The sequence below is a fragment of the Asanoa sp. NPDC050611 genome, from assembly GCF_040654855.1.
Classification (GTDB): Bacteria; Actinomycetota; Actinomycetes; order Mycobacteriales; family Micromonosporaceae; genus Asanoa.
This window is the reverse complement of sequence record NZ_JBFAIU010000009.1, coordinates 37,737-61,241: the sequence shown is the minus strand read 5'-3', so window position 1 is coordinate 61,241 and position 23,505 is coordinate 37,737. Positions and strand designations below refer to the sequence as shown.

At 71.6% G+C, this 23,505-nt stretch carries 21 protein-coding genes and 2 pseudogenes; 15 read left to right on the top strand and 8 right to left on the bottom strand.

Features of this window, described 5'->3' with window-relative positions:
• A pseudogene (locus AB0H87_RS03015) lies at window positions 1–439 on the top strand (hypothetical protein); the annotation flags it as partial.
• 56 nt (window positions 440–495) lie between these two features.
• Here the strand turns inward: AB0H87_RS03015 and AB0H87_RS03010 are convergent.
• From AB0H87_RS03010 to AB0H87_RS03000, 3 genes are all read right to left on the bottom strand, one after another.
• Window positions 496–1,452 (bottom strand): trypsin-like peptidase domain-containing protein, encoded by a 957-nt coding sequence (locus tag AB0H87_RS03010; RefSeq protein WP_360138624.1) that lies wholly within the window; start codon window positions 1,450–1,452, stop codon window positions 496–498.
• A 54-nt stretch (window positions 1,453–1,506) separates the two neighbouring features.
• Window positions 1,507–3,216: an aminotransferase class V-fold PLP-dependent enzyme gene (locus AB0H87_RS03005; RefSeq protein ID WP_360138621.1), complete on the bottom strand. Its 1,710-nt coding sequence runs from the start codon at window positions 3,214–3,216 to the stop codon at window positions 1,507–1,509.
• Between the two features lie 631 nt (window positions 3,217–3,847).
• Window positions 3,848–4,378 (bottom strand): GNAT family N-acetyltransferase, encoded by a 531-nt coding sequence (locus tag AB0H87_RS03000; protein ID WP_360138618.1) that lies wholly within the window; start codon window positions 4,376–4,378, stop codon window positions 3,848–3,850.
• A gap of 476 nt (window positions 4,379–4,854) precedes the next feature.
• Between AB0H87_RS03000 and AB0H87_RS02995 the strand changes: the two genes are divergently transcribed.
• The 3 genes from AB0H87_RS02995 to msrA all read left to right on the top strand — a co-directional run bounded on the left by AB0H87_RS02995 (window position 4,855) and on the right by msrA (window position 8,742).
• Window positions 4,855–6,534, top strand: a complete 1,680-nt coding sequence (locus AB0H87_RS02995) for a substrate-binding domain-containing protein (RefSeq protein ID WP_360138615.1) — start codon at window positions 4,855–4,857, stop codon at window positions 6,532–6,534.
• Window positions 6,535–6,660: 126 nt separating this feature from the next.
• Window positions 6,661–7,905: a family 16 glycosylhydrolase gene (locus tag AB0H87_RS02990; RefSeq protein WP_360138612.1), complete on the top strand. Its 1,245-nt coding sequence runs from the start codon at window positions 6,661–6,663 to the stop codon at window positions 7,903–7,905.
• Window positions 7,906–8,073: 168 nt separating this feature from the next.
• Window positions 8,074–8,742, top strand: a complete 669-nt coding sequence (gene msrA / locus AB0H87_RS02985) for a peptide-methionine (S)-S-oxide reductase MsrA (RefSeq protein ID WP_360138609.1) — start codon at window positions 8,074–8,076, stop codon at window positions 8,740–8,742.
• Window positions 8,743–8,756: 14 nt separating this feature from the next.
• Here the strand turns inward: msrA and AB0H87_RS02980 are convergent, their stop codons facing one another.
• Window positions 8,757–9,263: a hypothetical protein gene (locus tag AB0H87_RS02980; RefSeq protein WP_360138606.1), complete on the bottom strand. Its 507-nt coding sequence runs from the start codon at window positions 9,261–9,263 to the stop codon at window positions 8,757–8,759.
• A gap of 75 nt (window positions 9,264–9,338) precedes the next feature.
• Between AB0H87_RS02980 and AB0H87_RS02975 the strand changes: the two are divergent.
• Both AB0H87_RS02975 and AB0H87_RS02970 read left to right on the top strand, forming a co-directional pair.
• A pseudogene (locus AB0H87_RS02975) lies at window positions 9,339–9,422 on the top strand (peptide-methionine (S)-S-oxide reductase); the annotation flags it as partial.
• An 85-nt stretch (window positions 9,423–9,507) separates the two neighbouring features.
• Window positions 9,508–10,473, top strand: a complete 966-nt coding sequence (locus AB0H87_RS02970; protein WP_360138603.1) for a GNAT family N-acetyltransferase — start codon at window positions 9,508–9,510, stop codon at window positions 10,471–10,473.
• A 44-nt stretch (window positions 10,474–10,517) separates the two neighbouring features.
• On the opposite strand, the gene AB0H87_RS02965 is transcribed toward AB0H87_RS02970, so the two are convergent.
• The gene (locus tag AB0H87_RS02965; protein WP_360138600.1) at window positions 10,518–11,372 is read right to left on the bottom strand and encodes an NAD(P)-dependent oxidoreductase; all 855 of its coding nucleotides are present in this window, start codon (window positions 11,370–11,372) and stop codon (window positions 10,518–10,520) included.
• 105 nt (window positions 11,373–11,477) lie between these two features.
• On the opposite strand from AB0H87_RS02965, the gene AB0H87_RS02960 reads away from it, so the two are divergent.
• From AB0H87_RS02960 to AB0H87_RS02940, 5 genes are all read left to right on the top strand, one after another.
• A complete protein-coding gene (locus AB0H87_RS02960) occupies window positions 11,478–12,620 on the top strand; it encodes a cystathionine gamma-synthase (RefSeq protein ID WP_360138597.1) in 1,143 nt (380 codons plus the stop codon).
• Window positions 12,621–12,703: 83 nt separating this feature from the next.
• Complete coding sequence (locus AB0H87_RS02955; RefSeq protein WP_360138594.1) at window positions 12,704–14,104, top strand: amidase family protein; 1,401 nt, start codon at window positions 12,704–12,706, stop codon at window positions 14,102–14,104.
• Between the two features lie 92 nt (window positions 14,105–14,196).
• The gene (locus AB0H87_RS02950; protein WP_360138591.1) at window positions 14,197–14,943 is read left to right on the top strand and encodes a DUF4328 domain-containing protein; all 747 of its coding nucleotides are present in this window, start codon (window positions 14,197–14,199) and stop codon (window positions 14,941–14,943) included.
• Window positions 14,940–16,151, top strand: coding sequence for a threonine ammonia-lyase (gene ilvA / locus AB0H87_RS02945; protein ID WP_360138588.1), 1,212 nt, complete (start codon window positions 14,940–14,942; stop codon window positions 16,149–16,151). The genes AB0H87_RS02950 and ilvA overlap by 4 nt, the downstream gene beginning before the upstream one ends.
• On the top strand, window positions 16,148–16,684 hold the full coding sequence (locus tag AB0H87_RS02940) for a GNAT family N-acetyltransferase (RefSeq protein ID WP_360138585.1): 537 nt from the start codon (window positions 16,148–16,150) through the stop codon (window positions 16,682–16,684). The genes ilvA and AB0H87_RS02940 overlap by 4 nt, the downstream gene beginning before the upstream one ends.
• Here AB0H87_RS02940 and greA read toward each other — a convergent pair.
• Both greA and AB0H87_RS02930 read right to left on the bottom strand, forming a co-directional pair.
• Window positions 16,681–17,181: a transcription elongation factor GreA gene (greA, locus tag AB0H87_RS02935; RefSeq protein WP_360138582.1), complete on the bottom strand. Its 501-nt coding sequence runs from the start codon at window positions 17,179–17,181 to the stop codon at window positions 16,681–16,683. The two genes, AB0H87_RS02940 and greA, sit on opposite strands and share 4 nt — an antisense overlap.
• An 87-nt stretch (window positions 17,182–17,268) precedes the next feature.
• The gene (locus tag AB0H87_RS02930) at window positions 17,269–17,703 is read right to left on the bottom strand and encodes a DUF4307 domain-containing protein (RefSeq protein ID WP_360138579.1); all 435 of its coding nucleotides are present in this window, start codon (window positions 17,701–17,703) and stop codon (window positions 17,269–17,271) included.
• 122 nt (window positions 17,704–17,825) lie between these two features.
• Between AB0H87_RS02930 and mca the strand changes: the two genes are divergently transcribed.
• The 3 genes from mca (at window position 17,826) to AB0H87_RS02915 (ending at window position 21,792) form a co-directional block, all read left to right on the top strand.
• A complete protein-coding gene (gene mca / locus AB0H87_RS02925) occupies window positions 17,826–18,707 on the top strand; it encodes a mycothiol conjugate amidase Mca (protein ID WP_360138576.1) in 882 nt (293 codons plus the stop codon).
• Window positions 18,708–18,766: 59 nt separating this feature from the next.
• Window positions 18,767–19,015, top strand: coding sequence for a hypothetical protein (locus tag AB0H87_RS02920; RefSeq protein WP_360138573.1), 249 nt, complete (start codon window positions 18,767–18,769; stop codon window positions 19,013–19,015).
• Window positions 19,016–19,266: 251 nt separating this feature from the next.
• Window positions 19,267–21,792 carry a bifunctional diguanylate cyclase/phosphodiesterase gene (locus AB0H87_RS02915; RefSeq protein WP_360138570.1) on the top strand — a complete coding sequence of 842 codons (2,526 nt, stop codon included), beginning with the start codon at window positions 19,267–19,269 and terminating at the stop codon, window positions 21,790–21,792.
• 136 nt (window positions 21,793–21,928) lie between these two features.
• Here AB0H87_RS02915 and AB0H87_RS02910 read toward each other — a convergent pair whose 3' ends face one another.
• Entirely contained in the window at window positions 21,929–22,498 is a 570-nt protein-coding gene (locus tag AB0H87_RS02910; RefSeq protein ID WP_360138567.1) for a TetR family transcriptional regulator, read from the bottom strand.
• A 91-nt stretch (window positions 22,499–22,589) separates the two neighbouring features.
• Between AB0H87_RS02910 and AB0H87_RS02905 the strand changes: the two genes are divergently transcribed.
• Window positions 22,590–23,498, top strand: a complete 909-nt coding sequence (locus AB0H87_RS02905; protein WP_360138564.1) for an oxidoreductase — start codon at window positions 22,590–22,592, stop codon at window positions 23,496–23,498.
• Window positions 23,499–23,505: the final 7 nt, after the last annotated feature.

The window sequence follows — 23,505 nt, the reverse complement described above, 5'->3', positions numbered from 1 at the left end:
GGCGGGCGGTGAGCCGGCAGCCGGCGCCGGTGACCCGGCCGTCGGTGATGCGGCCGCTGGTGACCCGGCTGTTGGTGATCCGGCCGCTGGTGACCTGGGCGGCGTCGGCGACGACCCGGCGGTCGGCGGCGAACTCGGCGCCGGCGGAGACCCGGTGGTCGACGACCCGGCGTTGGTCGACCCGAGCCTGTCCGCCTCGCCCGCCGCGACCGCCTCGGGCAGCCCCGCGGCCACCCCGTCCGGCACGGCGGACCCGGCGGTGATCGCCAACTACAGCCCGCTGGCGGGCCAGGGCGGCGCCGACGGCGGCGAGAACCTCACCCGCCCGTCGAACGTCCGGCTCGTCATCGCCGGCCTGTCCGTCCTCGTGGTGAGCACCGCGCTGCTGCTGCTCGGTCGCCGTCGCAAGCGCCGCCGCCACGCCGCGCACGCACTCTGACCCGGCACCACCCGGCCGAGCCGGCTCCCTTCGGCAGAGGGAGCCGGCTCGACCATTCATCGGGTGCTGAGCTCCGCCGGGACGGCGACGACGTCGACGTACGCGCCGCGGCGCAGGACCGTGATCGGCAGGCGGTTGCCGATCGCCGGGCCGAGCATCAGGCGCTGCAGGGACTGGACGTTCTGGATCGCCTGGCCGCCCGCGGTCAGCAGGATGTCACCGAGGTAGATCCCGGCGACACCGGCCGGGCTGCCCGGCACGACCTCGACGACCCGGAGCCCGGCGCGCTGCCCGGTCCGCTCCGCGACCTGCGGCTGCAGCGGCACCGGCACGCCGGCGACGCCCAGCCAGGCCCGGCGCACGCGGCCGTCCTGGATGAGGTCACCGATGATCTGCCGGGTGTTGCGGTTGATCGGCACCGCGAGCCCGAGCCCGTACCCGGCGACCGCGGTGTTGATCCCGATCACCTGGCCGGACGAGTCCACCAGGGCGCCGCCGGAGTTGCCGGGGTTCAGCGCCGCGTCCGTCTGGATCACGTCGTCGATCAGCCGGATGGCCCGCCCCTCGCGGGCCGGCAGCGACCGGCCGAGCCCGGAGACCACGCCCGCGGTGACCGAGCCCGCGAGCCCCATGGGGTTGCCGACGGCCACGACGAGCTGGCCGATCCGGAGCCGGTCGGCGTCGCCGAGCGGAGCGGGGCGGGCGCCCGGCTGGCGCACCCGCAGCACGGCGAGGTCGGAGAGGGGATCACGGCCGACGACGTCGAAGGCCGCTTCCGCCCCGTCGCCGAAGGTCGCGGTGCCGCCGGCCGCGCCCTCGACCACGTGGGCGCTGGTCAGCAGGAAGCCGTCGTCGGTGAAGGTCACCGCCGACCCCGCGCCGGCGCCGCGGCTGGTGCGCACCGAGACCGCGGCCACGCTGGGCAGGATCTGCGCGGCGACCGTCGTGACGACCCGCGAGTACGCGTCGAGCGCGGCGTCGTCGCGCTCCGGTTCAGTCCGTTCGGTATCCACGCCTTCCACAACACGCCGTGACCGGCCGTGATGCCGCGGTTCCGGGAGATTCGCTCAGAGCGAACGGGCGGCGGACGGGCCGATCTCCGGGGTCAGGCAGACCGCGGGCAGGTCGAACCAGCGCAGCGCCTCGAACCCGGGCGAGACCGCCAGCGCGCCGTCGCCCTCGGCACACCCGCTGCCGTCGTACCCCTGGAAGATCATCCTGGCCTCGGCCAGATAGCCCGGCAGCGCGTCCTCGGCGGCGCGTTCCGCGGGCACCGCGTCCGCCCAGCGCACCCCGCCGGCGTCGAAGGCCAGCCCGGTCAGTCGCAGCGCCGGTTCCGCGAGCCCCCGGCGGTGCCGCCAGAGCCCCGTGTACGGGTCGAACCGGTAGTCGGGCAGCAGCTTCCAGCCCTCCCGCGCGACCAGGTCGACGGCTTCGACGATGTAGCGGCAGACCACGTCGGTCAGGAAATAGTTGAAGCTGACCCGGACCCAGCCCGGCTTGATCCCCTCGCAGCCGGCCATCACCTCGGCCTCGAACCGGTGCGAGTGGTCGAGGTCGATGCCGAGCAGCCGGTGCCCGTACGGGCCGGCGCACGAGCACCCACCGCGGGACTGGATGCCGAACAGGTCGTTGAGCAGCGCCACGACGTAGTTGTGGTGCAGGTAGCGGCCGCCCGGCCGGCGGACGACGAAGGAGAGGATCGAGAGGCGGTCGGCGTACGGGTTGCCGAGCACCTGGATCGCCGGGTTGGCCGCCCAGGCCGCCATCGCCACCCGGCGGAACCGTTCCTCCTGCGCCCGGATCAGGTCGGTGCCGACCGCCCGCTTGAGCGCGAACACCAGGCCGGCCCTGATCGACTCGACGATCGCCGGTGTGCCGCCCTCCTCGCGGTGGGCGGGGTCGCTCAGGTAGTGGTGCTCGACGGCGTTGACGTAGTCGACGGTGCCGCCGCCCGGCACGGTCGGCACCCGGTTGCGCAGCAGGTGGCGGCGGACGACCAGCACGCCCGGGGTGCCGGGGCCGCCGACGAACTTGTGCGGCGACAGGAAGATCGCGTCCTTGCCGGCCATGTCGATGTCCACGTACGGCCCGGCGGCGGCGTAGTCCCAGCAGGCCAGCGCGCCGTGCTCGTGGAGCAGCGCGGAGATCGTGGCGGCGTCGGTGATGATCCCCGTGACGTTGGAGGCCGCCGAGAACGACCCGATCTTGAGCGGCCGGTCGGCGTGCCGGACCAGTTCGCCGGCCAGGGCCGCGCAGTCGACGTGGCCGTCGGTGTCCTCCGGCACGACCACCACGTCGGCGATCGACTCGCGCCAGGGCAGCTCGTTGGAGTGGTGCTCGTAGGGGCCGATGAAGACGACCGGGCGCTGCTCGGGCGGGATCAGCCGGCCCAGCCCGTACGCGTCGTCGAGCTCGGCCGGAAGCCGGATGCCGAGGATCCGGACGAGCTTGTCGATCGCCCCGGTCGCGCCGGAGCCCGCGAAGATGACCACCGTGTCCGCGTCGCCGCCGACCGCGTCCCGGATCACCGCCCGGGCGTCCTCGCGCAGGCGGGTGGTCTGCCGCCCGGTGCCGGACGACTCGGTGTGCGTGTTGGCGTAGCGGGGGAGCACCTCGTGCCGGATGAAGTCCTCGACGAAGGTGAGCGCCCGGCCCGAGGCGGTGTAGTCCGCATAGGTCACCCGGCGCGGCCCATAAGGGCCCCACATCACCTGGTCGTCGCCGATGACGCCCTCTCTGACCAGGCGTAGCAGCGGCGACTCGGCCGCAGTCATGGCTCATTATGTGAGCCCGCTGCGGGTTCGCGGATGCGTTTGGCAGGGAGCCGCTAGACCTACAAACCGGATTAATCCGGGAAGTCGCACACTCTGTCCGATTGCGGGCGACCGCGAGACGGTTCCATATGCGTACGGCGGCCGGAGGGCCGCCGCGAACAAGGGGGACCCGAGTGGTCAGCGTCGACCATACCGTGCGGACCGCTCCGGACCGCGAAAGCGCGCCGGACGATGTCGTCGACCGGCTCCTCTGGCAAGACGCCCGGGACATTCTCGGGCGGCACGCACGACCCGGCCGCGACGGTGGCTGTGCCGGTTGCGGTGGGGCCTGGCCCTGTCACTCCCGGCGCGTCGCCGAGCACGCCTTGGCGGCATCCCGTCGCTCGTGGCGCGAAGGCTGGACAGCACGACACGACCTCAACAGCGTTCGCCCGCTTGTTGTGAGCTAACTGAAGACTCTTTCACCCGCGGTGACCGCTGCGTGCTCCGCCAGCACTGCGGCATTCCCGCAAACACCCACCCGCGGTCCGGACCGACTAGCCTCCGTCGGTCAGATGCCTCCGGCCAGGCATCACCGGCAGCGGTTGGGTACGGCGGGCGAGGGTGCGTGACCAATCGGTTCCCCCGCATATCAAGGTCGCGCACTCTCGCCCAGCCAGCTTCGTGCATAACGCAATTGGCGGGTGGGAGCCGCTCCCATCAACTCCTCGCGTTCCCGGCCGTCCGGCCGCCAGCCGCCGCGCTCGTAGAAGCGCCGGGCGTGCGCGTTGCCGTCGAGGACCCAGAGCACGCCGCTGCCCCAGCCGTTGCCGCGCATCGTCGCGAGTGCGTCCACCATCAGCGCCCGGCCGAACCCGCGCCCCTGCGCCGCCGGGTCGAGATGGATCGCGTACAGCTGGCCGACCCCCGCCGTGTGCTCCTCTTCGGGGCCGACGTAGCTGAAGCCGACCGTGCGCCCGTCATCGACGGCGACCGTCAGCCGGTGCGTTTCGCTCTCGTACGTGAATCGTTCTCGCCACCACGCTGCCAACAATTCCGGCGACAGCGCCTGGAGCCCGGCAATCGGTACGAAGTCTCGATAGGCGGCAATCCGGGAGTCGTAGTGGAGGACGCCGATATCGTCGATGTCCGCGGCCTGTGCGAGACGTAGCGAGAACGTCACGGAAATGGCTCCATAACGGCTGTCAGCCGATTGTCTGATCGGATCGAACCAGGTCGTCCGTACGGGTCGCATTCATGTTCCGGGAATTCCCAGAACTGGGCCCAAATGTGGTTCGACCCCCGAGGTGCACCGTGCGAACACGGGCCGGCTGGACTGGGCCGGCACCTCGGGGGTCGGGTGGCTGCTTGAGTTTCGCCGCACCGCTGCCACACGGTCTCGACGAACGGAAACTGTCAAGGACAGCGGCTAGCGGGCAGCCACCTCACGAGTCCCAGTGCTATACAAAGCTGGACCACCTCCTTTCCCGTGTATGGCCACGCTATCCACGGCGTGAGGTGCCGAGCAACGGTTTTTTCTGGGTCATATGCCACTTTTGGCGGCAACGCAGAGATCGAATTTTGGTGAGCACCGCGGGATAACGGCGGAAGTGACCGGTTTTGGGCGTCGGTCGGCTACGCCGAGGGGGGATCGACGACGTGATCGGTAAGCACGCGGCCCGCTCCGGGGCCGGCCGCATCGCCGTGTTCGCCGTCCTCCTGCTGGGCCTGCCCGCCCTGGTCGCCGCCGGGATCGTCGTCTTCCGGGGCGACGGCTGGTCGGCGCTGACGTCCGGCGACTCGGCCTGCGGCCGCCGGCTGAAGGTGGTCGCCGCCTCGTCGTTCGCCCCCGTGCTGGCCAGGATGGCGCCCGAGCTGGCGAAGGCCGACGAGTGCGTGCGGATGGACATCGTGGTGGCCGACGGCCGCGCCGCGCCTGACACCGTCCGGCAGACCGGCGCCGACCTGTGGATCCCCGACGACACGTCGTGGGTGGGCACCGCGCCGACCCTCGACCTCGCCCGGCTCGGGCCGGAGAACACCGTCGGCCTCGGCGGCGCCGGGACCGTGGTCGCCGCCAGCCCGATCTACATGGTCACCGACGCGCCGACCGCGGCGAAGCTGCGCAGCGCCGGCGACTCCTGGCTGGCGCTGGCCAACCTCCTGGACACGGACCCGGCGGTACGGCTGGCCGTGCGCGACCCGGGCACGTCCGGCGACGGCATGGTCGGCGCGGGGTCGATGGCCGAGACGGTCTGGGAGGGGCAGGGCATGGACGCGTCGGCCCAGGTGCTGTCCCGGGCGTACGCGAAGACCACCACGGTCCGCGGCGGCGGGATCGCCCTGCCCACCCGGGCCGGCGAGGTCGGCCTGGTCGCCGAGTACGCCCTCGTGCCACAGCTCAACCGGCTCAACCGCGGTGGCGCCGTGCTGGCCGGCAAGGACTGGCGCGTCGCGCTGCGCTACACCTGGTTCCCGACCAACGCCGCGCTGGCCGACGACGACCGCGCCGAGGCGCTCAACCGCCTCCTCGACGCCCTGGCCGGGCCGGACGGGGTGGCCGCGATCGCCGCGGCCGGCCTGCGCACCGCGCGCTCCACCGAGCCCGACGAGCCGCCGCCGGGCGCCGAGCAGCTGCCGGCGCTGGCCACCAAGGAGATGCCGTTCCTCGGCGCGCACCACGTCGACCACGTGCTGGCCACCTGGTACGCGGAGGACCGGCAGACCGACCTGCTCGTGGTGGTCGACGTGTCCGGCTCGATGAACGACCCGGCTCCGGGCTCCGACCAGTCGCTGATCAAGCTGGTCGCGCAGGGCTGTGCGCAGCTCGAGAACCTGCTGCCCGACGACAGCCGGATCGGCGTCTGGGAGTTCGGCACCCAGCTCGACCCGCCGCGCGACTACCGCGAGCTGCTGCCGCCCGAGTCGCTGACGGAGTCGCACCGCAAGGCCACAAGGGACACCTGCCGGCAGCTCAAGACCCATTCCAGCGGCACCGGGTTGTACGAGACGATCCTCGCCGCGTACAAGAGCGCGAAGGACGACGCCCGCAAGGACGTACCCAATCGGGTCGTGATCTTCACCGACGGCCGCAACGAGGACCGTGGCTCGACCCTGACGCTGTCGGCCCTCAACGCGGAGCTGAAGGCCGCCGCCGACCGGGAGCGGCCGGTCAGCCTGAGCGTGGTCGTCTTCGGCGACGGCGAGGCGACCAAGAAGGCGTCGGCGGAGCTGGAGAAGGCGCTCGAGCCGGCCGAGGGCTATGTCGACACGCTGTCGACGGCCAACGAGGTCTCGGCGGTGTTCATCCACGTGGCGGCGGGCGGCCTGCACGGCTGAGCCGCGCTGCGGCCGAGGTTTTTTCACAACCAGGTGAGAGCGCTCTCTTGACACGACGTTCATCTATCTGACAGGTTTCCAGATAGTTACGTCTGTCTCTGTTTCTGGCCTGGAGAGGTGATCGTCGTGCGCCGTCCCCGCACTCTGATCGCAGCCGCGGCGAGCGCCATGCTGGTCGCCACCGCGTTGGCTGTGCCGCTGGCCGCCGCGCCCGCGAGCGCGGCACCACCACCCGGTCCGCTGGTTTGGTCCGACGAGTTCAACGGGGCCGCCGGCAGCGCCGTCGACCAGTCGAAGTGGCGATTCGACATCGGCGGCAGCGGGTGGGGCAACAACGAGCAGCAGTACTACACGAACAGCACCCGCAACGCCGCCATGGACGGCGCCGGCAACCTGGTGATCACCGCGCGGCGCGAGAACCCGTCCAACTACCAGTGCCACTACGGCACCTGCCAGTACACGTCCGCCCGGCTGCTCACCGCGGCCACCTTCACCCGCACGTACGGCCGCTTCGAGGCCCGCATGAAGATCCCCCGCGGGCAGGGCATCTGGCCGGCCTTCTGGATGCTGGGCACGCCGGTCAACTGGCCGACCAGCGGCGAGATCGACATCATGGAGAACATCGGCCGCGAGCCCAACCAGGTGCACGGCACGATCCACGGCCCGGGCTACTCGGGCGGCGAAGGCATCGGCGCCGGCTACACGATCAACGGGGCGTTCGCCGACGCCTTCCACACCTTCGCGATCGACTGGTCGCCGAACCTGATCATCTGGTACGTGGACGGCAACGAGTACCAGCGCCGTACCCCGGCCGACCTCGGCGGCGACCGCTGGGTCTTCGACCACAACTTCTTCATGATCATGAACGTGGCGGTCGGTGGCCTGTGGCCGGGCTACCCGGACGGCTCGACGACGTTCCCGCAGTCGCTGACCGTCGACTATGTCCGCGCGTACGCCCCGCCCGGCGGGACCACCCCGCCACCGCCCACCGGTGGCAACCGGATCACCGGCATCGGCGGCAAGTGCGTCGACGTCGCGGGCGCCAACCCGGCCAACGGCACGGCGGTGCAGCTCTGGGACTGCAACGGCACGGCCGCGCAGCAGTGGACCTGGGCCTCCGACGGTTCGGTCCGCGCGCTGGGCAAGTGCCTCGACGTCCCGTCCGGCTCGACCGCCAACGGCGCGAAACTCCAGCTCTGGGACTGCAACGGCAGCGGCGCCCAACGCTGGACGTTCACCGGGTCCAACGACATCGTCAACCCGCAATCCAACAAGTGCATGGACGCCACCGGCGTGAGCTCGGCCAACGGCACGCGGCTGCAGATCTGGGACTGCACCGGCGGTGCCAACCAGAAGTGGTCGCGCAGCTGATCGCTGCCCGCCCGACCGCTTCGGGCGAAGGGGCCCATTTCCGTCCTGGGTGGGCCCCTTCGTTCTGTCCTTTCTTCCCAGCCGTCGCACGCGGGCCAACCTCGGTTTACGGGGTAAGGGTCAGGGGGTCCGCGCTGTTACACATGGCGGAACGAAAGGAGTACCACCGTGTTCCTGCGTCGAATGAAGTCCGACCTGCCCGCGCCGGGTGAGGCGCTGCCGGGCCGCCCGCTCGGCATGCCGGTCGCCGACCGCCATGTGGTTCTGGGCAACCCGATGACCGGGCCGTGGCCGGAGGGCGCGCAGGTCGCCGTCTTCGGCATGGGCTGTTTCTGGGGAGCCGAGCGCCTGTTCTGGACGCTGCCGGGCGTGATCTCGACAGCGGCCGGCTACGCCGGCGGCCAGACCCGCAACCCCACGTACGAAGAGGTGTGCAGCGGAGGCACCGGCCACGCCGAGGTGGTCCAGGTGGTCTACGACCCGTCGAAGATCGACTACGCGGACCTGCTCAAGGTCTTCTGGGAGAACCACGACCCGACCCAGGGCATGCGCCAGGGCAACGACGTGGGCACCCAGTACCGCTCGACGATCTACGTGACGACGGACGAGCAGCTGGCCGAGGCCCAGTCGTCCCGCGACGCCTTCGCCCCGATCGTCCGGACAACGGGCCGCGGCGAGATCACGACGGAGATCGGCAAGCTGACGGATTTCTACTACGCCGAGGACTACCACCAGCAGTACCTGTCGGACTCGAAGAACCCGATGGGTTATTGCAATCACGGCCCGAACGGCATGAGCTGCCCGGTCGGCGTGGCCCGGGTCAGCGGAACGCACTAGCCCCATCTCGCGACCTAGGGGAGGGGGATCTTGAAGTCCGGTCCCCCTCCAGTTACCACGAAAGGTGCGAACCCGACGTCGACCGTGTCCACTGCCAGGTCCGAGAAGACCAGGGAGACGTGGTGGCCGTTCGTCTCGATGACGGCTTCGTGAAACGGAAGATCGAGGAGCTGTGACCACCGCTCTGCGTCAGGCGAGTCGGCCAGAAGTTTCATGCCCGGGTACAGGACCTGCCACCTGACGCCCCACACGTATCCGTCGAGGTCGACGCCCTGTTCATACTCAACGAGCCGCTCGTCGAGTGATTCTTTCCAGATCTCGGGCGGCACGGCGGAGGTGGCCACGGCCCGGACGCAGTGCTTGAACCGGTATCTCAGGTGCTCAGGGGCGATTCCGGTGCGGGGGTTGGCGGCGGCGTAGATGAAGACGTCGTAGTCACGCATATGGTCGGCGAACCCGTGGAACACGATGGCTTGATCGAATACGTCCTCGAACGCGGCCCGGATCTCATCGATCTCCACGTCCGAATGATCGCATCAGTGGTGAACCATCCGGGCTGAGCCATCGCCGGGCCCTTCCAAGCACCACATCGTCCGGCAGAGTCGAAGAACCCGTACGGCTACTGCAACCACGGCCCGAACGGCATGACCTGCCCCGTGGGCGTGGCCAAGACGGCCTGACCTCGCCGTGCCGCGGGCGCGGGTCTCCGGACCCGCGTCCGAAACTGTTTGACGGCTTTGCCGGTCCCTGCGAGCGTGACGTGCCATGACGAGTCCCGAGCTGTTGACCGCCGCGGACGTGCGGCTCATGCAGGGGCTGGCGCAGCGCGTCACCGCAACCCGCCCCGACCTGATCAGCGCCGGCGCGTCGTACGGCGAGCTGGCCTGGGTCTGGGGCCAGGGACGCGCCCGCCACGGCGCGACGTGGCCGCGCCGGCTGTGGTTCTCCGGTGCCGAGTTGGTGGCGTGGAGCTGGGCCTTCCTTCCGCGCCAGGTGAGGCGCAACGACGGGTCGGTCAGGAACGTCACCGGTGCGTCCCTGAGTTATCAGGTCCATCCCGACCACACCGAGCTGATCGACGAACTGATCGACTGGTACGACGGTGTGGCAGCCGGCCTCGAGCGCACGGTGCTCCCGACGACCGCCGAGGAGTTCGCCTTGAAGCGGTGGGCCGCACACGGCTACGAGACGGACGCGGCAGCACTCGCCGACGACGGCGGCTGGACCCAGCTCAACCAGCGAGACCTCACCGAGGTGGAGCAGCCGGTGCTGCCACCCGGTTTCCGGTTCCGCACCGCCGAGGAGGTGGGCCCGGAGGCCGCGGTCCGGGCTCACGTGGACGCCTGGGTCGTCTCGGCCTACACCGCCCAGAGCTACGAGGACGTCCGGCAGACGGCGTCCTATCGCGGCGACCTGCACGTTCTGGTGGAGGCGCCGGACGGGACGATGGCAGCCTCGACGATCATGTGGCTCGACGAGGCGAACAGGACCGTCGAGTTCGAGCCGGTCGGAACGCATCCGGGTTACCGCCGGCTCGGCCTCGCGAAGGCGATGATGCTGCACGGGATGCATCAGGCGCGGGCGGCCGGCGCCACCCGCGCGACGGTCGTCTGCCTAGGCGCACCGGCGCACACCGCGGCGCGTGGGCTGTACTACGACCTCGGGTTCCGGGAACTCTCACGGGACGCGCCACTCATCAAAACCGCGACAGCGCTGGACACGCGCACCTAGGCGACGGGCGCGTGTCGGTGCGCCGCGTCACCAGGAACGGACCCCTACGTGCGCCAGGTGTGGCGAGGCTCGTAGCCCAGGACGCGGCGGGCCTTCTCGATCGACAGGAACGTGCCGTGGTCGCCGACGTCGCGGGTCACCGGGATGTTCGGGAAGACCTCCGCGGCCATGTCCGCTGACTTCTGCGGCATCACCGAGTCCGCGTTCGCGATGATGAAGATCTCCATGCCCGTCGCGTCCAGTTCCAGGGACAGGCGCACCGCCTGGGCGCCGTCGCGGGCGTCGATGTAGGACCACGCGTTCCACGAGCGCAGCCGAGGGTCCGCCGCGTACGACGGGAAGGCCGCGTAGTCCGCCGGCTCCATCACGTTCGAGAAACGCAGGCCGATCATCTTCAGAGCGGGGTCCAGCCGGCAGAACTGCGCCGCCATCTGCTCTTCCAGGTGCTTCGCCAGGGCGTACGACGACTGCGGCCGCGCCGGGTACTCCTCGTCCACCGGCAGGTACGGCGGCGGGCACTCCAGGAACGGCAGCCCGAGCAGCGTCTCGCTGCTCGCCCACACCACGTTCGTGATGCCCGCGGCCCGCGCCGCCGCGAAGACGTGGTGGGTCGCCGTGATGTTGTGCGTGAACGTCGCCGCGTTGGCGGTCAGGCCCGGCGCCGGGATCGCCGCCAGGTGCACCACCGCGTCGATCGACGGATAGCGGTCCTCGATGCGCGAAAGCGCCTCTACGACCTGGCCATAATCACCCAGATCGATCCGGGTGTACGGAGCCACCGGGTCCGGTGACGGCACCCGGTCCACGTTGTGCACCTCGTACCCGTGCTCGAGCAACTCCCGCACGACGGCGCGGCCCAGTTTGCCGCTGCCGCCCGTGACGACGACGCGTGTTGTCATTCCGCAGAAACTACAGGGAATCCGTTTCGCATAGCGCGGAAGGAACCCGGCAAAGCCGACACCTTGCCCGCACGGGCGCCGGCACCGGGGACTAGCCTCCACACAATGACCTACGGTTTCGAGACGCTCGCCATCCACGCCGGCCAGGACCCCGAGCAACGCACCGGGTCCGTCGTGCCGCCGATCTTCCAGACGAGCACGTACGCCCAGGACGGCGTCGGCGCGCCGCGCGAGGGCTACGAGTACAGCCGCTCCGGCAACCCCACCCGGGACGCCCTGCAGGAGTGCCTGCGCGCGCTGGAGGGCGGCCGCCGTGGCCTGGCCTTCGCCAGCGGACTCGCCGCCGAGGACACCCTGCTGCGCGCCGTCTGCCAGCCGGGCGACCACGTGGTGATCCCGGACGACGCGTACGGCGGCACGTTCCGGCTCTTCGCGAAGGTGGCCGAGCGCTGGGGCCTGACCTGGACCGCCGCCAGCATCCACCACATCGACACGATGCGGGCCGCGATCCGGCCGGGGCAGACGAAGGTCATCTGGATCGAGACGCCGTCGAACCCGCTGCTCGGGATCAACGACATCGCCGCGACCGCCGCGCTGGCCCGGGACGCCGGCGCGCTGCTGGTCGTCGACAACACGTTCGCGTCGCCGTACCTCCAGCAGCCGTTGAGTCTCGGCGCCGACGTGGTGGTTCATTCGACGACGAAATATCTTGGCGGGCACTCCGACGTGGTCGGCGGTGCGCTGATCGTCAACGACGACGAGCTCGGTGAGCGGCTCGCGTACCACCAGAACGCCATGGGTTCGGTCAACGGACCGTTCGACGCCTGGCTGACCATGCGGGGCATCCGGACCTTGGGTGTGCGGATGGACCGGCACTGCGACAACGCGGAGCGCGTGGTCGAGTACCTGCGAAACCACCAGGCGGTGTCCGAAGTGCTCTACCCGGGCCTGCCCACGCACCCGGGGCACGAGACCGCCGCCAAGCAGATGAGGCGGTTCGGCGGGATGGTCTCGTTCCGCGCGGCGGGCGGCGAGGAGGCGGCGGTACGCATCTGCGAGCGCACCGAGCTGTTCATCCTGGCCGAGTCGCTGGGCGGCGTCGAGTCGCTGATCGAGCACCCCGGCCGGATGACCCATGCGAGCGCGGCCGGTTCGCCGCTTGAGGTTCCCGCGGATCTTGTGCGACTGTCGGTGGGCATCGAGACCGCTGACGATCTCCTGGCCGACCTGGAGCGCGCGCTGGGCTGACCTATTGAGACACTGCGGTCCACGCAAGCGCATCAGGGCCGCCTCCCGGTGGCCCGCGTGCGGCCCGATGGGGAGGGTGGCCCGTGTCCGAGAGTGTCCCGAGCTGGGTCGGCGCGTCCGCGCGCCAGATCGCCCGTGCCGTGCGGCGCGGTGACACCACCGCGACCCGCGTGGTCGCGGACCACCTCGACCACATCGCCACCGCCGACCCGGTGGTGTCCGCGTTCCGCACGGTGCGGGCCGGTGCGGCGATCGTCGAGGCGGAGGAGGTCGACGTCCTCGAGGACCTGTCGAGCCTGCCGCTGGCCGGTGTCCCGATCGCGATCAAGGAGAACACCGCGATCGCCGGGCTGCCGATCTGGAACGGCTCGGCTGCCGCGCGCACGCCGGTGGCGGCGGAGGACCACGAGGTCGTCCGCCGGTTGCGCGGCGCCGGCGCGGTCGCGGTCGGCATCACCCGCATGCCGGAACTCGCGCTGTTCGGGATGACCGACGACGAGACCGGGGTGACCCGCAACCCGTGGCGCACCGACCGCACGCCCGGCGGATCCTCCGGCGGCGCGGCCGCCGCGGTGGCGAGCGGGATGGTCCCGGTGGCGCACGCCAACGACGGGCTCGGCTCGATCCGCATCCCGGCCGCCTGCTGCGGCCTGGTGGGCCTCAAGCCGGGCCGCGATGTGGTGCCGCGCGAGCTGGGCGCCGACGGCTGGTTCGGGCTCACCGAACACGGCGTGCTCGCGACCAGCGTGGCCGACGCGGCGCTGGTGTTCGCCGTGCTGGCCGGCCGCAACCCCGAGAAGCTGGTCGAGCCCGCGCGGCTGCGGTTCGCGCTGTCGACCCGCTCGCCGGTCGTCGGCGTCCGCCTCGACGGCCCCAACCGCGAGGCGGTGGCGACCGCGTCGAAGCTTCTGGTCGGCGCCGGGCACGACGTGACGGCGGTCGACCCGGTCTACCCGATGTCGCTGGGCCTGAAGGGCATGGCCCACTGGTTCGCCGCGGCGGCCAGCGACGCCGAGTTCGACGCGCTCGACCGGTCGGCACTGCAGCCGCGCAGCCGGCGGCACGCGGCGCTCGGCGACTGGGTGACCCGCCGCGGCCACGTCCGCCAGTCCGACCGTGACGCGTGGCGGCAGCGCTCGATCGACTTCTTCACCGACCACGGCGTCGACGTGCTGGTCACCCCGGCCTTGGCCGCCGCGCCGCCGGCGGCCGAGCAGTGGTCGGCCCGGTCCTGGCGGGCCAACACCATGACCAGCCTGCGGTACGCCCCGTACGCCGCGCCGTGGAACCTCGCCGGCCTGCCCGCTCTGGTCGTCCCGGTCGGCATGCGCCCGGACGGCCTGCCGCTCGGGGTGCAGCTCGTCGGCCCGCCCGGCAGCGAGATGCTGCTGCTCGCGGTCGCGGGCCAGTTCGAGGTCGCCGCGCCCTGGCCCCGCTACGCCCGCTCGTGGCCCCGCGTCGCGGACCCGGCTGGCACGGCCTGATCGGCGTCGATATCGAGCCACTTGGTTGATCACCGCGCCCGTGTTCCGCACGGACAATCGTCCGCGTTCAAGATCACGACGCGGGGGAGCAGATGAGCGAGGCGGTCTTCGAAGGGCACCGGACCTACCGGGTACGCGGACCGGGCGTCGCCGCGGTCGTCGCCGTCGGGCTGGCCGCCCTCGCCATGCTGGCGATCGCCGTCCTGCTCTGGGCGATCACGGTCACGGTCGACCGGCCGGGGGCGGCCGTCGACGAGAACGGCCTGACCCAGCTCGAACGGCTGCTCGAGCCGGTCGAGTGGGGATACGTCGGCGCGCAGGCCCTCGCGCTCGTCCTGACGATGATCTGGCTCTGGCGGGCGCGGAAGAACCTGGACGCCTTTCCCGGCACGGAGCCGCTGTTCAGCGCCGGCTGGGCGATCGGAGGCTGGTTCTTCCCGATCGCCAACCTCTTCGTGCCGGGTCGCCTGATGGCCAACCTGGCGCGGCAGAGCAGTCGCGAGTGGTGGGTCAGGGCGGCCGCCGTCGTCTGGTGGTGCGCGCTGGTGGTGCACTTCGCCGTGGACCGCGTCACGAACACCGCCGCCGAGACCAGCCTCGGCCGCTCCGGATACGGAGCGTGGTCGGAGTACTACCGCGACCTCGCGGTCGGCGACACGGTCGCGGGGGCGGCGGGCGTCCTCGCCGCGGCGGCGTTCGCGCTGACCGTCAGCCGGGTCTCGGCCGCGCAGGAGGAGCGGATCCACCGCGGCTGGTACGAGGAGCAGAGCCGGGTGATGGGTGTAACACGGTCACCCGCCGCGCCCGACGGCGGCGGGAGTGCGACCATCGGGGCATGACGGACCTAGTCGGGCTGGCCGACGTCGAGGCGGCGCGCCAGCTGCTTGCCGGCGTCGTGCGCACCACGCCCCTCGAACCATCCCGCCCGCTGAGCGCCCGGCTCGGCGGCCCGGCCTGGCTCAAGTGCGAGAACCTCCAGCGTGCCGGCTCGTACAAGGTCCGCGGCGCGTACGTCCGGATCGCCCGGCTGAGCGACGCCGAGCGCGCCCGCGGCGTGGTCGCGGCCAGCGCCGGCAACCACGCACAGGGCGTCGCGCTGGCCGCCGAGATGCTCGGGACCAGCGCCACCGTCTTCATGCCCGAGGGCGCTCCGCTGCCGAAGGTCGCCGCGACCAAGGGGTACGGCGCGGCCATCGAGCTGGTCGGCGCCACCGTCGACGAGTCGCTGGTCGCGGCCAAGGAGTTCGCGGAGCGTACCGGCGCGGTGTTCATCCACCCGTTCGACCACTCCGACGTGATCGCCGGCCAGGGGACCGTGGCGCTGGAGATCCTCGAGCAGGTACCGCAGGTCCGCACGATCGTGACCGGCGTCGGCGGCGGCGGCCTGGTCTCCGGGATCGCGGTGGCCGCGAAGGCGATCAACCCGCACGTCCGCGTGATCGGCGTGCAGGCCGCCAACGCCGCCGCGTTCCCGCCCTCGCTGGTCGCGGGCGAGCCGACCCGGCTGGCCAGCTTCTCCACGATCGCCGACGGGATCGCGGTCGGCTGCCCGGGCGAGATCACCTTCGCGCACGTCGAGAAGCTCGTCGACGAGATCGTCACGGTCACCGAGGAGGACATCTCCCGGGCCCTGCTGATGCTGCTGGAGCGCGGCAAGCTGGTCGTCGAGCCGGCCGGCGCGGTCGGCGTCGCGGCCCTGCTGGCCGGCGTCGTCGAGGCCGAACCGCCGACCGTCGCCGTGCTCTCCGGCGGCAACATCGACCCGCTGCTGCTGATGCGGGTGATCGAGCACGGCCTCGCGGCGGCGGGCCGGTTCCTGCGCATCACGGTGCGCTGCGGCGACCGGCCGGGCCAGCTCGCCGACCTGCTCGGGAAGATCGCCGACCAGCACGCCAACGTGGTCGACGTCGTGCACCAGCGGATGAACCCGCACCTGCGGCTCGGCGAGGTCGAGGTGGCGCTGTCGGTGGAGACCCGCGGCTCGGAGCACTCCGACCAGGTGGTCGGTGCCCTGCGGGCGAACGGCTACGTCGTCTCGTTCGCGTGAGCGGGTTCGCCGCGTACGAGCCGGCCCGGCCGTCCGGCGCGGGCGGGCCGCCGGTGCCGGTGCGCCTGGGCACCGTCGCCGACGTACCAGGCTGCCTTGATCTGGCGGTCCTGGTCCTCGGTCTCGAACCGGTCGCGTGGGAGCGGAGCCTGACCGCGAGCGCGACCGACGCGGACCGTTTGCTGCACGTCGCCGAGGACCAGGATCGGATCATCGGGTACGCGCGGTCGGCCGAGTTCGCGCCGCCGGCCGACGCGCCCGCGAACGCCGCACCGGCCGGCTGGTATCTGCTCGGTCTCGTGGTGGACCCGGCCTACCGCCGCCGTGGCGTCGGCCGGGCGCTCACCACCGCCCGGATGGCCGCGATCGCGGAGCGCGCGGACGACGTCTGGTATTTCGCGAACGCGCGCAACCAACCCTCGCTCGACCTGCATGCCGAACTGGGTTTCGTCGAAGTGACGCGCGACTTCTGGTTTCCGGAGGTGACCTTCGAGGGTGGCGTGGGCGTGCTGGCCCGCGCGGGGCTGCGCTAGCCCTCGAAGGGCGCGAACTTGACGACGGTGACCTTGATGTCGGCGCCGCTGGGGGCCGTGTAGGTGACGGTGTCGCCGTTGTGCGCGCCGAGGATGGCCTTGCCGAGCGCCGACTCGGGGCTGTAGACGGTCAGGTCCGTGGTCGCGGAGATCTCGCGCGAACCGAGCAGGAAGGTCTCGGTGTCGTCGGCGTCGTCGTCGAAGTGGATCGTCACCACGGTGCCCGGTGCGACGGCGTCGGCGGTGGGTGCGTCGCCGACCTGCGCGGTGCGCAGCAGCTCCTTGAGGTAGCTGATCCGGTGCTCCTGCTTTCCCTGCTCCTCGCGGGCGGCGTGGTAGCCACCGTTTTCCCGCAGGTCACCCTCCTCGCGGCGGGCGTTGATCTCTGCGGCGATCACCGGGCGGGCCGCGATCAGCTCGTCGAGCTCCGCCTGGAGCCGGTCATGCGCGTCCTGGGACAACCAGGTGACGGGAGTCCCGCGGTCGGTCGTGGACACAGACGATCTCCTTGGGTGGCGGGTGACAAGTACGAACTTCCAACTTACCAGCGATCGACGATCGGATGTCGCGCCCGAAACACCCGTTTATTTCGCTGGTACGCAGCGGAGGACTTCACCGACAAACGGCTTGGCGCTCGTGACGAGCTGCTGGGTGACCGTGGTGGTCCCCTCGCCGGGCTGGTCGCGGACCAGGATCTCCTGGTGGCCGACCTCCGCGCCGTCCCTTGACCGGGCCCGCAGCACGCAGGTGGCCTGCCCACCCTCTGGGATGCTGACCCGGAAAACCAGCGTGAGCCCGCCGTCGCTGATGTCGTGGAAGGTGACGACCTGGGCGTCGTACGCCGGGTCGCCGTAGTTTTTGTAGAGCCGGACCGCCACCAGCGACCCGACCACGAGAGTGACCAGGGCGAGCCCGGCGACCAGCCAGGGTCGGCGGCGCCGCGGCTCGCGCCGGCGGCCGTATCGGCCAGGCGGGAACACGGGCGCGCTGGTTGTGGTTGTTGTCGGCGTCTCGGTCAACGGGGGCACCCCTCAGGCAGGTCCCGACGAAGTCTTGTCGGTGCGATCGGCCAGAATGGCAGGGTTCCATCCTCGCAGCCGAGGATGACCAGCTCGCAGGCAGGCACGAGGGGGAGCAGTCCGTGGCAGAGCAGTTGCGTCTGATGGCCGTGCACGCGCATCCGGACGACGAGTCGAGCAAGGGCGCGGCATCGTCCGCTCGCTATGTCGCGGAGGGCGTCGACGTGCTGGTCGCCACCTGCACGGGCGGTGAGCGCGGGAGCGTGCTCAACCCCAAGCTCGACCGCCCCGACGTCTGGGAGAACATCGCCGAGATCCGCCGCGCGGAGATGGACGCCGCCCGCGCCATCCTCGGCGTCAAGCAGGCCTGGCTGGGCTTCGTCGACTCGGGCCTGCCCGAGGGCGACCCGCTGCCGCCGCTGCCCGAGGGGTGTTTCGCGCTCGAGCCGCTCGAGGTGGCCACGGCGCCGCTGGTGCGCCTGATGCGCGAGTTCCGCCCGCACGTCGTCACGACCTACGACGAGAACGGCGGCTACCCGCACCCCGACCACATCATGTGCCACAAGGTCAGCGTGGCCGCGTTCGAGGCCGCCGGCGACCCGGAGCGCTACCCCGACCTGGGCGAGCCGTGGCAGCCGCTGAAGCTCTACTACAACATCGGCTGGAGCCGGGGCCGCCTCGTCGCGATCCACGAGGCGATGCTGGCCGCGGGCCTGGAGTCGCCCTACACCGAGTGGCTCAAGGAGTGGGATGACCGCGAGGACAAGGGCGACCGCGTCACCACCCGGGTCGAGTGCGGCGAATACTTCGAGGTCCGCGACGACGCCCTGCGCGCGCACGCCACCCAGGTCGACCCCGACGGGAGCTGGTTCCGCGTCCCGCTCGACGTGCAGCGCAAGGTCTGGCCGACCGAAGACTTCGAGCTGGTCAAGTCCTTCGTCGACAGCCCGGTGCCCGAGTCCGACCTGTTCGCGGGCATTCGGGAGGCGGTGCACGCCCGCTGAGCGGGCGGGCGTAGCGTGAGGGGCCCCCACGACCCCCGGGTGAGAAGGAGTGTGCCGCCATGCAGACGGTCGTCGACGTGCTCGCGGTGAACAACTTCGGTGACACCCGCGAGGGCGGCCTCGCCGGCCCGATGGGGCTCCTGCTGATCATCTTGCTCGGCACCGCGACGGTGCTGTTGATCCGCAACATGAACAGCCGCCTCAAGCGTCTGCCGGAGCGGTTCCCCGCTCCGGGTGAGGATGTCGTGGATCCGACCGTGACGAAATCTGTCGCGGCGAAACCCATTGACCCGAATGACCGTTCCTGACCAGCACTGGATTCGTTCCAGACTGGGCAATCTGGTGCTGACCAGGCACTACGGCATCCATTGATGGCCAAACCAGACGTCTGCCCCCTGTTGCGCCCTCTCGGTTTGGCTTAGCCTTCCGCCGTGGGGACCCACGTGGGTTCCCCCTGGCGTGCGCGGAAGGGGGCGCCGATGACCATCGCCGGTCGCTCCCGGCGTTACCCGTCGCTCACCGTGGTCGTCGCCGGCGGTCCCGTCTGCGGGAGTCCACGATGAGCGCACTGCGCGCCGGTCTGGACCGCGTCGCCCGAGGCTCCGGCGCCGCGGAGGTGCCGGCGCGGGCACACGCCTTCTCCGGCCTCCTGCTGGCGCTCGCCGCCGTCGCCACGATCACCGGGCTGCTCTGGCCCGCGACGATGCCGGCCGACGACCCAGTGCCGCCGGCTGCCCGGTTCGGCATCGCGTTCGGCGTGATGGCCCTGGCCCAGCTCGCCAGCCTCCGACTACGCATCGGCTCCGGGCGACTATCCGTCACCTGGGGCGAGGCCGCGCTGATCATCGGCCTCTACGCCGCACCATCGGGCTGGCTGCCGGCCGCCACGTTCGCCGGCGCCTTCGCCGCCTGGCTCCTCCTGGCGATCTTCGCCAAGCTCCGCACCCCGCTCGAGGTCGTGCAGATCGCGGCCAGCCAGACCGTCGCCGTCGCCGCCGCTGTCACCGTCGCGTGCCGCCTCGCCGACCCGATCGGCGCACCGCTCACCCCGCCACTGGCCCTGGCCCTGGTCCTCGGCGCACTTACCTACCTGCTGGTCGGCGCGCTGCTCGCGGTGCTCTACCTGCGCCTGGTGCACGGCGTCCCGGTGCTCGCCACGCTGGTCCGCGCGCTCAACGACAAGCTGCTGATGTTCGTCGGCAACGTTGTCGTCGGCTTGGCCGTCGTCGCGATGGTCAGCACCGACCCGCGCTGGCTGCTGCTGCTCCCGCCGGCCCTGTGGCTGCTCCAGCAGACGTACGGCCAGCGCCTCCGCGCCGCCGACGAGCGCCGCGCCTGGGAGGAGTTCGCGGGCGCGACCAGCGCCCTGAAGAAGCTCGACGAGGACGAGGTCGCCGCGGCCGGCGTCGCCGGCGCCCTGCGCCTGCTGGTCGCCGAGCGGGTCGACCTCGACGTGATCAGGATGGACGGCGGCTGGCGCCGCTACCACGGTGACGCCGACGGGGGCGGGGGCGTGGTCGACCTCGACGACCGCCCGGCCAGCGAGGGCGACGAGTCCACCCTGGTCCGCGAGCTGACCGTGCGTGGCCAGCTCGTTGGCCAGATCCGGGTCGCGCTGCCGCGCCCGACGCTGCCCTCGGCCCGCGACGAGTTCGCGCTGCGATCCTTCGGGGACACGCTGGCGGTCGCCCTGCACGACGCGGTCACCCACCGCGCCTGGTCGCTGCTGCAGGAACGCTCGTCGTACGACGCCGTGCACGACGCGCCGACCGGCCTGCTCAACCGGACCGCCGTGGTCGCACAGGGCGACGCGGCCCTGCGCCGGCTCGGCCGCGACCACCCGATCGCCCTCGTCGTCGTCGACATCGACCGCTTCCGCGCCGTCAACGACACCCTGGGCCACGCGGCCGGCGACGAGCTCCTCGCGGCCACCGCCGCCCGGATGAACACGCTGACCGGCCCGGCCGAGCTGCTCGGCCGTCTCGGCGGCGACCAGTTCGCGCTGCTGATCGCCGGGCCGGAGCGGATGACCATCTCGCGCGCTCTGGACCGGGCGGACGAGCTCGTCGACGCGGTGGCGACACCGACCGAGGTGCAGGGCATCGAGCTGGCGGTCGAGGCCTCCGCGGGCGTCGTGGTGGCCGCGGCCGGCAGTGCCAACGTGGCCGAGCTACTGCGCCGGGCCGACATCGCGCTGCGCCAGGCCAAGGAGGGCGGCGGCGGCAACACGGCCTGCTACGACCCGAGCCGCGACGAGAGCAGCACGGACCAGCTGACGCTGCTGTCGGAGCTGCGGACGGCGTTGGAGACGGACGACCAGTTGGTGCTGGCCCTGCAGCCGGCGGTCGACCTGACCACGGGCGCCCCGACGGGCGCCGAGGCCCTGATCCGCTGGCGCCACCCCCGCCGCGGCGTCCTGAAGCCCGGCGACTTCGTCCGCGCGGCCGAGGAGAGCGACCTGCTGGGCGCGTTCACGCTGTACGTGATCGACAAGGCCCTGCAGGTGGCCGCCGACGTGGCGGCGAACGGCATGGACGTGCCGATCGCGGTGAACCTGTCGGCGCACAACCTGCTGGACCAACACCTCCCGAACGCGGTCGCGGAACTCCTCCGCCGCCACGGCGTGGGCCCGTCACGCCTGGTCCTGGAGATCACCGAAACCGTGGTGATGAGCGACCAGGAAGTGATCGACGACGTCCTGTCCGCTTTCCACGCCATGGGGATCCGGATCGCGCTGGACGACTTCGGCACGGGCTATTCGTCGCTGGCCTTCCTGGCCCGGGTGCCGGTGGACGAGGTCAAGGTCGACCGCTCGTTCGTCATGCGGATGGCCGAGTCGCCACAGGCGGCGGCGATCGTCCGCTTCACGATCGCGCTGGGCCAGGAACTGGGGTTGCGGGTCGTTGCCGAGGGCGTCGAAACCGCCGCGCAGCGGGCGGCCCTGGAAAACCTGGGCTGCGCCGCGGCCCAGGGCTACCACTTCTTCAAGCCGATGCCGGCGGACAAGATCGTCGCGGTGCTGAGCCAACTCACGGACTCAGCCCGCGCCAAGGTCTTCCCGTTGCGCGCGGACGGTTCCGCCTGACCCGCCGGGTTACGGGCGTGCAGGTGCATCAGGGCCAGGATCTCCGTGGGCGTGTAGCGCGTTGGTGATTGATCGCCTCCACCACGGGCCAGGGGTGGCGGCGAGGAACGCCCTGAGCGGCGGTTGGTCCGCCGCCCTACGGTCGGACCAGGGTCGCGACGGCGTCGACGACGAGGGCTCGGCGGGCGGCCGGGTCGGTCGGGGCGGCCAGGTGCATCTCCGGTGACATCACCGTCCACATGTTGGCGATGCTCAGGACCAGGGCAAGGATCTCCGCGGCCGTGTAGCGCGCGGTGACCTGCCCGGCCGCCTGGGCCTTGGCGATCGCCTCCACTTTGGACTGGTTGGCCGCGATCACCGCCTGCGGCGGCGGTTGGTCCGCCGCGCGTTCCAGGCGATGCCACGTGACGAGGCGGAGGGCCTCCGGGTTCGCCTCGCCCACGTCGAAGATGCGGCCGGCGTACTCCGGCAGCTTGGTCGCGTCGAACGGCGCCTCGGCCAGCGCCTGGTTGACGATCATCTCGAAGACCGCCGTGAAGAGGCCCTCCTTGTTGCCGAAGTGGAAGTAGATGAGCGCCTTGTTCACGCCCGCCGTCGCCGCGACCCGGTCCACCCGTGCGCCGGCGACGCCGTGCGCGGCGAACTCCCGGTAGGCGGCCTCCACGAGGCGGCGGCGGGTCTCCTGGGCGTCTCCGGCTGGGGGCATGTGCCCCAGCCTACTTGACTAACCAGTTAGTTGACGGACCAGGTCCTGAGGAGTTAACTATCTAGTTAGTCAACCCCGAGGAGGGAAAACCATGGAAACCGCCATCGTTACCGGCGGCACGGGCGGCATCGGCTACGTGACCGCCGCCGAGCTGGCGCGGCGCGGGCGACACGTGGTCGTCGCCGGTCGCCGGCCGGAGGCGCTCGCCGCCGCCGCGGACCGCATCCGAGCCGCGCATCCGGGCAGCAGCGTGTCCGTCGGCGAGCTGGACCTGGCCGACCTGGCGTCGGTGCGGGCGTTCGCCGCCCGGGTCGCGGCCGAGCACCCGACCATCGATCTCCTGGTCAACAACGCCGGCGTGATGGCCGTGCCGGAGCGGCGGCTGACCGCCGACGGCTTCGAGCTCACGTTCGGCACCAACCATCTCGGTCACTTCGCCCTGACCGGGCTCCTGCTTCCGGCGCTCAGCGCGGCCCCGGCGGCCCGGGGGGTCACGGTCAGCGCCGTCATCGCCCGCCGCGGCCGGCTGGACTTCGACAACCTCGACCTGCACGAGGGTTACCGGCCGATGCGGGCCTACAGCGCGGCCAAGCTGGCCAACGTCGCCTTCGCCATCGAGCTGGCCGCCCGCACCGACCGCGTGCGCAGCATCGCCGTGCATCCGGGCACCGCGCAGACCGGCATCCAGCGACATGTGACGCCGGCCCTGCGCTTCCTCGCCGATCGGCTGATCTCGCTCGGCGGCCAGAGCGTCGCGGACGCGGCCCGCCCGTCCCTGTACGCCGCCACCGACCCGGCGGCCGCCGGCGGCGGCTACTACGCGCCGGGCGGCATGCTCGAGGGTCGCGGCCGGCCGGCGCCCGCCCGCATTCCCGCGGCCGCCAAGGACGCCGAGTTGCGGGCGCGCCTCTGGGCGGTCTCCGAGCGGCTGACCGGCGTCACCTACGACCTACCGAGCGCCGGGCGCCCGTCACGACCGGCCGCGGGACGGCCCGTGTGACACGCTG